9 protein-coding genes are annotated in these 11,498 nt (G+C 67.1%); 4 read left to right on the top strand and 5 right to left on the bottom strand.

From position 1 onward, the window contains the following. The first annotated feature begins 95 nt into the window (after nucleotides 1-95). Nucleotides 96-1,202 (top strand): alanine dehydrogenase, encoded by a 1,107-nt coding sequence (gene ald / locus RX333_RS15145; protein ID WP_316015796.1) that lies wholly within the window; start codon nucleotides 96-98, stop codon nucleotides 1,200-1,202. Between the two features lie 70 nt (nucleotides 1,203-1,272). Here ald and mscL read toward each other — a convergent pair whose 3' ends face one another. Then, a complete protein-coding gene (gene mscL / locus RX333_RS15140; RefSeq protein ID WP_316015795.1) occupies nucleotides 1,273-1,713 on the bottom strand; it encodes a large conductance mechanosensitive channel protein MscL in 441 nt (146 codons plus the stop codon). 150 nt (nucleotides 1,714-1,863) lie between these two features. Here mscL and RX333_RS15135 point away from each other — a divergent pair, with 150 nt between their 5' ends. Continuing rightward, on the top strand, nucleotides 1,864-2,568 hold the full coding sequence (locus tag RX333_RS15135; protein WP_316015794.1) for a glutathione S-transferase N-terminal domain-containing protein: 705 nt from the start codon (nucleotides 1,864-1,866) through the stop codon (nucleotides 2,566-2,568). Nucleotides 2,569-3,098: 530 nt separating this feature from the next. On the opposite strand, the gene RX333_RS15130 is transcribed toward RX333_RS15135, so the two are convergent. From RX333_RS15130 to RX333_RS15120, 3 genes are all read right to left on the bottom strand, one after another. Further along, complete coding sequence (locus tag RX333_RS15130; protein WP_316015793.1) at nucleotides 3,099-4,703, bottom strand: GMC family oxidoreductase; 1,605 nt, start codon at nucleotides 4,701-4,703, stop codon at nucleotides 3,099-3,101. 48 nt (nucleotides 4,704-4,751) lie between these two features. Further along, nucleotides 4,752-5,201, bottom strand: a complete 450-nt coding sequence (locus RX333_RS15125) for a YtoQ family protein (protein ID WP_316015792.1) — start codon at nucleotides 5,199-5,201, stop codon at nucleotides 4,752-4,754. 216 nt (nucleotides 5,202-5,417) lie between these two features. Beyond that, nucleotides 5,418-5,687: a DksA/TraR family C4-type zinc finger protein gene (locus RX333_RS15120; protein ID WP_316015791.1), complete on the bottom strand. Its 270-nt coding sequence runs from the start codon at nucleotides 5,685-5,687 to the stop codon at nucleotides 5,418-5,420. Nucleotides 5,688-6,495: 808 nt separating this feature from the next. On the opposite strand from RX333_RS15120, the gene RX333_RS15115 reads away from it, so the two are divergent. Further along, complete coding sequence (locus RX333_RS15115; RefSeq protein WP_316015790.1) at nucleotides 6,496-6,774, top strand: hypothetical protein; 279 nt, start codon at nucleotides 6,496-6,498, stop codon at nucleotides 6,772-6,774. Nucleotides 6,775-7,092: 318 nt separating this feature from the next. On the opposite strand, the gene RX333_RS15110 is transcribed toward RX333_RS15115, so the two are convergent. Then, entirely contained in the window at nucleotides 7,093-10,698 is a 3,606-nt protein-coding gene (locus RX333_RS15110; protein WP_316015789.1) for a hydantoinase B/oxoprolinase family protein, read from the bottom strand. 61 nt (nucleotides 10,699-10,759) lie between these two features. Between RX333_RS15110 and RX333_RS15105 the strand changes: the two genes are divergently transcribed. Further along, on the top strand, nucleotides 10,760-11,260 hold the full coding sequence (locus RX333_RS15105) for an N-acetyltransferase family protein (protein ID WP_316015788.1): 501 nt from the start codon (nucleotides 10,760-10,762) through the stop codon (nucleotides 11,258-11,260). Nucleotides 11,261-11,498: the final 238 nt, after the last annotated feature.

The raw sequence follows: 11,498 nt of genomic DNA, 5'->3' as shown, positions 1-11,498 counted from the left end.
ATCCTTCGCACGCAGGGGCCCCACGCGCCACATCTTTGCAAGCACCTTTCGCCGGTTCCCTGTCACCGTAGGCAAAACAGCGACAGGAGGTTCACATGCATGTCGGTTGCCCCAGGGAGATCAAGGTCAAGGAATTCCGCGTCGGCCTGACGCCCGCCGCCGTGCAGGCGCTGGTCGCACGCGGGCACAAGGTGACGATGGAGGCGGGCGCAGGCCTCGGCGCGGGGTTCGAGGATGACGCCTACCGCGCGGCGGGGGCCCAGATCGGCGACGTTGACGCGGTCTTCGCCGCCGAGATGATCGTCAAGGTGAAGGAGCCGCAAGCCGAGGAGCGTCGCCGCCTCAGCAACGGGCAGGTTCTGTTCACCTATCTCCACCTCGCGCCCGACGAGGCGCAGACACATGACCTGATGAAATCCGGCGCGACCTGCATCGCCTACGAGACGGTGACGGACCGCACCGGCGGCCTGCCCCTGCTCGCCCCGATGTCCGAGGTCGCGGGCCGTCTCGCGCCGCAGGTCGGCGCGTGGTCGCTGCAAAAGGCCAATGGCGGGCGCGGCGTGCTGATGGGCGGCGTGCCCGGCGTCGGCCCGGCGGAAGTCGCGGTGATCGGCGGCGGCGTGGTGGGCACCCACGCGGCCCGGATAGCGGCCGGGATGGGCGCGCGGGTCACCGTGCTAGACCTGTCGCTGCCGCGGCTGCGCGCGCTCGACGACATGTTCTCCAGCCAGTTCCGCACCCGCTATGCAAGCCCGGCCGCGGTGGCGGAAGAGATCGCGCAGGCCGACATGGTGATCGGCGCGGTGCTGATCCCCGGTGCCGAGGCGCCCAAGCTCGTGTCGCGCGCGGACCTCGTCACGATGAAGCCCGGCGCGGTGCTGGTCGACGTCGCCATCGACCAGGGCGGCTGCTTCGAGACCTCGAAGCCGACGACGCATGACGACCCGATCTACGAGGTCGACGGGATCGTGCATTACTGCGTGGCCAACATGCCCGGCGCCGTCGCGCGCACCTCGACCATCGCGCTCGGCAACGCGACGATGCCCTTCGTGCTGGCGCTGGCGGACAAGGGCTGGCGGCAGGCCTGCACGGACGATCCGCATCTGGCCGAGGGGCTGAACGTGCATGCGGGCAAGATCACGAACGCGCCGGTGGCGCGCGCGCAGGGGCTCGACTTCACGGCGCCCGCCGACATCCTGTGATCGCCATTCCAAGGATCCAAAGGGCGCGGTCCGGTGCCGCGCCCCTTCGGATTGGCTCAAATACTCGAAATCAAGCGGCCGGGCCGTCGCGCTTGGCCAGTAGGTCGCGGATCTCCGCCAGCAGGTCCTCGGTCGTGGGGCCGGCGGGGCCGGGCGGGATCGAGTCCTCCTCCTGCGCGAACTGCTCCTTCACCCGGTTCACGCCCTTGACCAGCAGGAACACGACGAAGGCGATGATGAGGAAGTTGATGCAGGCGTTGATGAACGAGCCATAGGCGAAGACCGCGGCCCCCGCCTCCTGCGCGTCGACGAGGCTGTCATAGTCCGATCCGTCGAGCTCCACGAACAGGTTGGTGAAGTCGATCCCGCCGGTGAAGATGCCGACGAACGGGTTGATCAGGTCCTTGACCACCGATTGCACGATCGCGGTGAAGGCCGCGCCGATGATGATGCCGACGGCCATGTCCATGACATTGCCCTTGGCGATGAACTTCTTGAACTCGTCGAGCATCCCTGCCCCCTCTTGCTGGTGTCGCCGTCCGGTCCATCGACGCCGCGCCCCCTCGCCCCGGCGGGGGTGAACACATCGTTTCCCGATCGCCCCGTTGGCGTAGCGCGTCCCGCACCTAAGTGGCAAGGCGAACGGACGAAAGGACACGCCATGACCGCCCTGACCGACCACCCGATCACGAAGCTGCGCCCGCCGCAGCATCCCGACCGCATCCAGCTCTACTCCTTCCCGACGCCCAACGGCATCAAGGTGTCGGCGATGCTGGAGGAGAGCGGGTTGCCCTACGAGGCGCACAAGATCTCGATCATGGACGACGACCAAATGACGCCGGAATTCCTGGCGCTCAACCCCAACAACAAGATCCCCGCGATCATCGACCCCGACGGGCCGGGTGGCGCGCCGCTGCCGCTGTTCGAAAGCGGGGCCATCCTGGTCTATCTCGCGGAGAAGTCGGGGAAATTCCTGCCCGCCGACCCCGCCGCGCGCTACGAGACGCTGCAATGGCTGATGTTCCAGATGGGCGGGCTGGGGCCGATGATGGGGCAGTTCGGGCATTTCTACAAGATGGCCGCGGACAAGACCTCGGACGATTACGCGAAGGACCGCTACACGAACGAGGCGAAGCGGCTGCTCGGCGTGCTCGACGCGCATCTCGGCGGGCGCGACTACGTGGCGGCGGGCGAGTACACCATCGCCGACATGGCGATCTGGCCCTGGATCAAGGTGATCGGCTTCTACGGCGGCGAGGAGGTGCTGGGCCTCGACGGGTTCGCGAACGTGACGCGCTATCTCGACATGCAATCCTCCCGACCGGCGAGCCGGAAGGCCGTGAATATTCCGGCGCGCGACGGCTGACCGGCAGAGGGTCGCGCAACGTGGCGCACCCTTGGCGCCGCGTCGATCGATCGACGCGGACCGAACGCCGCGCAACGATGCCGACGACCGGGCCGGATGCCGCCGACCATTCCGCTGCGCCTGCACCGAGCGGTGCGACCGACGCCAGCGCTGGACGACGCGATCGCGCCAGTCGTCCGGCCCCTCCGGCCAATTGAGGCCGTCCGCCTCGCCTGCCGAATGCGCGACGGGTCACCGCAGGGCAGCCGCCCTACCAGACCCGATGTTAGCGGACATCGCGGGGCTGCGACCGCACAACCCTAGACGCGGTTTCGCGCTGCCGCGCGAGGATATTTGCCGCGAAGAAGAAGGCAGGCGGGCTCCCCGGCACCGGTTCGGGCGGGGAGCCTTCTCCTTCGGCGGTCATCGCCGTCCCCGGCTGTACCCCACTCCCCATATGGCACGCAGAGGTTAAGGATGTGTTTCGCAGCTTCTTCTTCGTGCAAATATCCCATATCCTCAGGGGGTCCGGGGGACTGGTCCCCCGGTATCTACCCTCGGCCCGCGCGCATGGCCGCCGAGATCTTTTCCGCCATCATGATGGTCGGCGCGTTGGTGTTGCCGCCGATCAGCGTCGGCATCAGCGACGCGTCCACGACGCGAAGCCCCTCGACGCCGTTGACGCGGCCCTCGGGATCGCAGGGCGCACCTGCATCGGTGCCCATCCGTGCGGTGCCGACCGGGTGGTAGATCGTGTCGGCGCGCGCTCGGATGTGGTGCATGAGATCTTCGTCCGCCACGCCGTCCGTATAGATTTCCCTGGTGCGCCACTTGCGCATCGCGGGCGTGTCCATGATGCGCCGCATCAGCTTCGCCCCCTTCAGGAGCCCCTCGCCGTCGGCCGGATGCGCGAGATAGGCCGGGTCGATCAGGGGCGCGTCCTTCATCCGGGCCGACCGCAGGCGCACCGTCCCGCGCGAGGCGGGGCGCAGCACGCAGACATGGCAGGAGAAGCCGTAGCCCAGATGCAGCTTGCGCGCGTGCTCGTCGACGATGGCGGGCACGAAATGCAGCTGGATGTCGGGGCGATCTAGGCCCGGATCGGTCTTGAGGAAGGCCCCCGCCTCTGCGCCGGGACTGGCGACCAGGCCGGTGCCGTCGCGCCGCCAGCGGGCGATCTCGCGGATCAGGTGACGGGTGCCCGCGAGGCCGAGGCCGAGGCCGGTGGTGTCCTCGGTCTTGTAGGCGAGGATGAAGTCGAGATGGTCCTGCAGGTTCTCGCCGATCTCGGTCGCGTCGTGGATCACCTCGATGCCGTGCTGGCGCAGGTAGTCCGCGGGACCTACGCCCGAGACCTGCAGCAATTGCGGCGTGCCGAAGGCGCCCGCGCTGAGGATGACCTCGCGCCTTGCGGTGACGGTTCTCTGTCCGGCTTTCGAGTAGGTGACGCCGGTGGCGCGGCGGCCGTCGAAGTCGATGCGCTCGACCCGCGCGCGGGTGATGACGTGCAGGTTCGGACGGTCGAGATGGTCGAAGAGATAGGCGGAGGCTGCCGAGCACCGCTCGCCCGCGCGGGGGCCGCTGCCGTATTGCGTGACCTGGTAGAGGCCGACGCCCTCCTGCTCCGCGCCGTTGAAATCGTCGGTGCGGGGCAGTTGCAGCTCCTCCGCCGCGTCGAGGAAGGCTTGGCTGATGGCCCGTGGGCTGCGTTGGTCGCAGACCTTGAGCGGCCCGTCGGCGGCGTGCAGTTCGGAGGCGCCGCGGGCGTTGCCTTCGGATTTCAGGAACCAGGGCAGCACGTCGGACCAGCCCCAGCCGGTCGCACCCGCCGCGGCCCAGTCGTCGTAGTCCGACGGGTGCCCGCGCACGTAAAGCATTGCGTTGATTGCCGAACTTCCGCCCAGTGCGCGCCCGCGCGGCTGATGCCCGCGCCGTCCGTTCAGGCCGGGTTGGGGTGTTGTGCGGTAGGCGTAGTTGTTGATGCGGCCGCGGCCGTGGACCATGCCGATGATGCCGAGGGGGGCGCGGATCAAGAGGTCGCGGCCCTTGCCGCCCGCCTCGATCAGGCAGACGGTGGTGTTCGGATCCTCGCTGAGCCGTCCGGCCATGACGGAGCCGGCGGAGCCTCCGCCGACGATCACGTAGTCGAATTCCATGTCTGCCTCCCGGTCGGTCTTTTTGCCGGGAAGCGTTGCAGGAAAGGGTTAACCGGGCAAGCGACCGGTCAGGACGTATCGCAACGTCGCGACGACCTGAGCCGGTGTCTCGCAGACCGCATCGGCGGCGGCGTCCACTTCCTTGAGCGCGTGGGCATGGTCGGATTGGTGCAGGATTATCAGGGACTTGCCCAAGGCCGCGGCGTAGCCCGCGTCGAAGGCGGCGTTCCACTGGCGGTATTTCTCGCCGAAGCGGACGACGACCACGTCCGCGTCCTCGATCGCTTTACGGGTGCGTATGGCGTTAAGGTTTGCGCCCTTTCGGTCGTGCCAGAACTTGTCGGATTCAGCGCCGAGAATGGCGACGCCGCAGTCGTCGGAGGCGGCGTGATCGGTCACCGGCGCGGTGAAGGTGACGTCGAGATCGGCGGCCTGGGAGGCGATTTCGTCGCGCCAGTCGGTATGGATCTCGCCGGAGAGGTAAACGGTCAGGTGCATTTGGTTAATGTCTCCGAATGGGGGCTGCGTTGCGTATGGCAGGCGTATGGCTTGCGTATGGCGACTGAATGGCTCGGGTATTCGCGTTAGGGAAGGTTTACGGGGGCGGGATGCGCCCTCACCCCGGCCCTCTCCCGCCTGCGGGACAGGGGGCGACAGGTCACGGGCGGCGGTGCGGGACGGCGACGTGATCCGCGCTGGGTCTGGAGGCAGGGGTCACTTGAGCTGGCTGTCCTTCGAGCCACGGCGATTGATCCCCGCGCGCCCCTTGTAGCGGGCGTCACGCTCCCTCTGGCAGTCCATGCAGAGCTTCACGCCGGGGATCGCCGCGCGGCGGGCCTCGGGGATCGGCTCCTCGCATTCCGCGCAATGGGTGAGGCTGGCTCCGACGGGGCGTCGCCGCGCCTTCATCCGTTCGAGCTCCTCGGCGATCGAGGCGTCGATCTGTTCTGTTACGGCTCCGTCACGCGTCCATCCGCCGGCCATCTGGTCCTCGCTTTCGTGTGGAGGTTGATATGAGGCGGGGGATGGGGGTGTCAAAATTGGAAGCGGTAGTATTGGGTTTTGGAGACGTCGGCTGCAATGCAATGTCCGCATTGCGGCCTCATACGCCATCAGTTTACAACCCGTCGTGCGAGCGACATGATATTTCGGAAGGTCCAGTTTAACGCAGATCTTGGTAGGTTCAAGCGCAACAGAAGCGATTTCGGACATCTAGGTTGGAGACACGGTAATGATGTTTGCCACTGCACGCTCATCGCGATAGCTCTTTGCCTAGCTCGTAACGGCATAATTTGAAGAAGTAGGTATGAAGTTACCCATGAAGTTTAAAGGAAAGCCATTTTCCTGCTTAGCAACGTCGTTAGCGTTCTCGTACGATAAGGGTATCGACGCATCTCGGGGTGATTATTTTCCAAACCAAAACGTTTTATTCAGTGATGCCAGCGAGCTTTAGAAAACTTTTTCTTGTCGGTCTATTAGCGATTTCTGGCGTTATAGCGTTTCAAGTTGTCGCGATATTTGATGCTGAGCGCCGAGCCGAGATAATTCATAGAGACCAAGAGGAGCTCTTCGAAATATGTAGGCCGCTTCACGATTATGATAATTCGAGCTTTTTGACCGCCGACACCTCGGTCAGGGGAATCACGTATCATAATTGGAATGTTGAGGATGTAGTTTCAGAATTTGAAGTTCTGTGGGGATTTAGGCCAATATATTCTCAGTTACTTTGTTTGAAAGGCTGGGGCTGCCTCACTTCGGTGAGTGTTCAAGGCATATGTAAGGAGATCGTTGATTGAGAGATAGAAAGAAAGAGCTGCCGGGATCCGTCGCCGCACTGATCGTATTCTGGCCGGCCGTTCTGGGTGTCATCGTTTTCGCGCTTCTTCTGCTCGCACGTCTTGGAGGCTGCGTCGTATCGGCACGTGGGCCTGAAGAATGCAGGCAGTTCGGAGTTGATATCGGAGGGCTTCTCTATCTCGTCTCCAATCCAGGCTATTTCGTTCTGTACACGTTTCTCTGGATTCCGATTGGCCTGATCCTCGTCGGTATCATACGATCGCTGCAAAAGTAGGTGGGCCGAACACTTCGATCTTGGCTTTCAACCCGCTCCACAGAACTTCGGGGTAAGTGCGATCGCGGCTCGTAGCAGGAGCGGGCTGCGGGGGGCCGAGCTTTAAGCCGCGCATCGGCGGGCCGCGGTGCGGCGATCCGACGGTGGTTCGTGACACTTCATGGCAGCCAAGTCCGTGTGACCTCGCGGCGTCGCGCCTCCATCGGCCAAATCGCCGTGCCGGGGGGCGGCCCGGCGATGCGCGGCGCCTTCGGCTTGATTCCGCGCTGGGAAGCCGGTCGTGAGCGGCCCCGGCTCGGGGGCCGGGGCTTGGCTTTTCTACCCCGGCGTGAACCCACCGCCGGAGGGGGTGTCGAGCCAGTAGGTGTCGCCCGGTTTCATCTCCGTCCGGTCGGCGGAGCGCAGCTCGTCCTCGGATCCGTCGGCGCGGGTAATGCGGACGCGGCCCAGCGCGCCGGGGCTGCCGCGTTCCAATCCCGGCGGGGGCGTGACGCGGTGGCCGGAGAGGATGGCGAGGGTCATATCCTCCAGGAAGCGGATGCGCCGCCGCGTGCCGTCGCCCCCCGCGAACTGCCCCGCACCGCCAGAGCCGTCGCGCAAGGAGAATTCGTCGAGCACGACCGGGAAGCGCCATTCGAGCACCTCCGGGTCGGTCAGGCGCGAATTGGTCATGTGTGTGTGCACCCCGCCGGTGCCGGGATGGCCGGTGCCGTCGGTGAGTCGCCCCGCACCCGAGCCGCCGCAGATCGTCTCGTAATACTGGTAGGTCGCGTTGCCCCAGGTGGTGTTGTTCATGGTGGATTGCGCCGCCGCCTGCACGCCCAGCGCAAGCAGCAGGGCGGAGGTGACGGCCTGGCTCGTTTCCACGTTCCCGGCGATCACCGCGGCCGGGTATTCGGGCGAGAGCATGGTGCCCTTGGGCAGCACGACCTTCAGCGGCTTCATCACCCCTTCGTTCATCGGTATGTCGTCGTCGACCAGCAGGCGGAAGACGTAGAGCACGGCGGCCATCGTCACCGGCTCGGGCGCGTTGTAGTTGGTGGCGAGCTGCGCGGTGGTGCCGGTGAAATCGACCGTGGCGGTGCGCGCGTCGCGATCCACGGTGATCTTCACCCGGATCTCGCGCGGATTGCCGTCGAAATCGGGATCCATCGGGTAGGTGTATTCGGCGTCGTGCAGCGTCTCGATCGCGCGGCGCACGCATTCCTCGGCATTGGCCTGCACGTGGGTCATGTAGGCCTGCACCACGTCGAGGCCGAAGAGCGTGACCATGCGGTGCAGTTCCTGCGCGCCCTTCTCGCAGCTCGCCACCTGCGCCTTGAGGTCGGCGATGTTGGTATCGACGGCGCGGACGGGGTGCTGCGCGGAGAGGAGGAGCTCGCGGGTCTCCGCCTCCCGGAATTCACCCCCATCGACCAGCTTCCAGTTGTCGATCAGCGCGCCTTCGTCGTGGATGGTGCGGCTGTCGGGCGGCATGGAGCCGGGGGTGAGGCCGCCCACATCGGTGTGGTGCCCGCGGGCGGAGGTGAAGAAGAGGAGCTCGCCGTCGTCGGAGAACACCGGCTGCACCACAGTGATGTCGGGGAGGTGGGTGCCGCCGTTATAGGGGGCGTTGAGGACGTAGACGTCGCCCGGCCCCATGTCGGGGTTCTGGGCGATGATGGCCTTCACGCTCGCGCCCATCGAGCCGAGGTGGACGGGCATGTGCGGCGCGTTGGCGATCAGGTCCCCGGCCGCGTCGAACACGGCGCAGGAGAAGTCGAGGCGCTCTTTGATGGTGACGGAGGCGGCGGTGTTCTCCAGCACGGCGCCCATCTGCTCGGCAATGGACATGTAGAGGTTGTTGAAGACCTCCAGCATCACCGGATCGGCTTCTGTCCCGATGGCGTGGGCGTCGGCGCGCGCCTCGATGCGGTGGAGGGTGACATGGTCGTGCGCGGTGATGCGGGCCTGCCAGCCGGGCTCGATGACGATGCTCGTATGCGGCTCCACCAGCACGGCGGGGCCGGTCAGGGTGTCGCCGGGGCGCAGGACCTCGCGCCGGACGAAGCGGGCGTCGTGCCAGCCGCCCGCGTAGATCGGAGCTTCGAGCGCGGTGTCGTAGAGCTCGGCGCGCTTCTCGGTCGGGTGGGTAGGTTCGGAGAGGTCGGCGGCCTCGCCCACCGCCTCGACCGCGACGCTCTCGATCACCAGGGGCGCGTCGCCGGGGGCGAAGCCGAAGCGCTGGCGGTGCGCCTCGGCGAAGCTCGCATGCAATTCGTCGAGCGGGGCGAAGGGGATGGGCAGCGCGGTGTCGGTGCCCTTGACCTTCAGATTGAGCACCTTGTCGAAGCGGATGGCGTTTTCCGCAACGCCCTGGGCGGCGACCTCGTCGGCGGTCCTGGCCATCAGGCTCTCGACGATATTCGCGGCCTCCAGCCGGTTGTGGTCGTCGAGCGGGGCTTCCACCGCCTGCTGGCGGGCGGCGCGGATGTCGGCGAGGCCCATGCCGTAGGCTGACAGCAGCGAGGCGAAGGGGTGGACCAGGCAGGTCTTCATCCCCAGCGTGTCGGCGATGGCGCAGGCGTGTTGCGCCCCGGCGCCGCCGAACACGGTCAGGCAGTATTTCGAGACCTCGTAGCCGCGCTGCACGGAGATCTTCTTGATGGCGTTGGCCATGTTCTCGACCGCGATGCGCAGGAAGCCGTCGGCGAGTTCCTCGGGCGTCTTGCCGGTCTCCGCCGCCAGCGCGTCGAAGGCCGCCTTCGTCGCGTCCGCATCGAGCGGGCGGTCGGCGTCGGGGCCGAAGATGGCGGGGAAGAATTCGGGCCGCAGCTTGCCGGTCATCACGTTGGCGTCCGTGACGGCGAGCGGGCCGCCGCGGCCGTAGCAGGCGGGGCCGGGATCGGCGCCGGCACTTTCGGGCCCGACGCGCATGCGCTGGCCGTCGAAGGTCAGCAGGCTGCCGCCGCCCGCCGCGACGGTGTGGATGTTCATCATCGGCGCCGTGATGCGCACGCCCGCGACCTCGGTATTGAGCACGCGTTCGTACTCGCCCGCGAAGTGGCAGACATCGGTGGAGGTGCCGCCCATGTCGAAGCCGATGATCCGGTCGAAGCCCGCGATCTGGCTGGTACGCACCGCGCCCACCACGCCGCCCGCGGGGCCGGAGAGGATCGCGTCCTTGCCCTGGAAGAGCCGCGCATCGGTCAGCCCGCCCGAGGATTGCATGAACATCAGCTTGCCCGCCGGGTCGCCGTCGAAGGCGTCCGCCACCCGGTCCACGTAGCGGCGCAGGATCGGCGAGAGGTAGGCATCGACCACGGTGGTGTCGCCGCGGCTGACCATCTTCATCAGCGGGGAGACCTCGTGGCTGACGCTGACCTGCCCGAAGCCAAGATCGCGGGCGATGCGGGCGGCGGCGGCCTCGTGCCCCGTATGGCGGTAGCCGTGGACGAAGACGATGGCGAGCGCGTCGAAGCCGTCCGCGCGCAGGGCTTCGAGATCGGTGCGCAGGCGCGCCTCGTCGAGCGGCGTCTCGACCGTGCCGTCGGCGCGCACGCGCTCCTCCGCCTCGATCACGCGGTCGTAGAGCATCTCGGGCAGGACGATGTGCCGGTCGAAAAGCCGCGGCCGGTGCTGGTAGGCGAGGCGCAGCTGGTCGGCGAGGCCGCGGGTGATGACGAGGGCCGTGCGGTCGCCCTTGCGCTCCAGCAGGGCGTTGGTCGCGACGGTGGTGCCCATCTTGACGGAGGCCACGCGGGCGAGCGGGATGGCGCCGTCCACATCGAGGAAACGGCGGATGCCTTCGAGGGCGGCATCCTCGTATTGTTCGGGGTTTTCGGACAGGAGCTTGGCGGTGTGCAGCGCGCCCTCGGGGTCGCGCGCAACGATGTCGGTGAAGGTGCCGCCACGGTCGATCCAGAAATCCCAGGCACCGCTCATGTCTTCCTCCGGCTCGAATTGCGCCCTAGTCTTGGACCGGCGGGAACGGAAGGTAAAGCCGATGCGGGTGGAGATCGACGCGGCGCGCGAGGCGGACCTGCCCGCGATCGGGGCCTTGTGGAACCGGATCATCGAGGAGACGACGATCACCTTCACCAGCGCGCGCAAGACCGAGGCGGGGCTGCGGGACTGGCTGGGCGCGCAAGGGGACGCAGGGTGGCCGGTGCTGGTGGCGCGGGGACCGGGGGTGCTCGGCTTCGCCAGCTACGGCGCGTTCCGGGGCGGGCCGGGCTATGCGCATGTGGCTGAGCATACCGTCTATGTCGGAGAGGCCGCGCGCGGGCGTGGCGTGGGGGCGGCGCTGATGGATGCGCTGGCGGCGGAGGCCGCCTCGCGGGGGATCGCGGCGCTGGTGGCCGGGATCAGTGCGGAGAATGCCGGGGGGCTGGCGTTCCATGCCGCGCGCGGGTTCGCCGAGGTCGGCCGCGTGCCCGGCGCGGGGCGCAAGTTCGGGCGCGAGATCGACCTGGTGCTGATGCATCGGCGGATCGACGCGGGATAACGCTTTCTTTACGGCTTCGGGGCGAAGGTGACGCGGAACGGTGTTTTCGCGAGGTGTGTCTTGGGTTGGTCCGCGGGTCTGATGCTGGGGGTGGCGGTGATCGCCTGTCTTGGCGCGCTCGGGTTCGGCCTGCGTCCTGCGGCCGGGGCGTCGGAACGGCTGCGCGCGCTCGATGCGCTGACCTGCGAGGCGGGCGATACGCGCTGCGCCGCGCGGGCGGGGCTGCGGCTGGACCCTG

Source organism: Roseobacter sp. HKCCA0434, from assembly GCF_032464675.1.
Taxonomy (GTDB): domain Bacteria; phylum Pseudomonadota; class Alphaproteobacteria; order Rhodobacterales; family Rhodobacteraceae; genus Pontivivens.
This window is presented reverse-complemented; position numbering and strand designations above follow the sequence as displayed.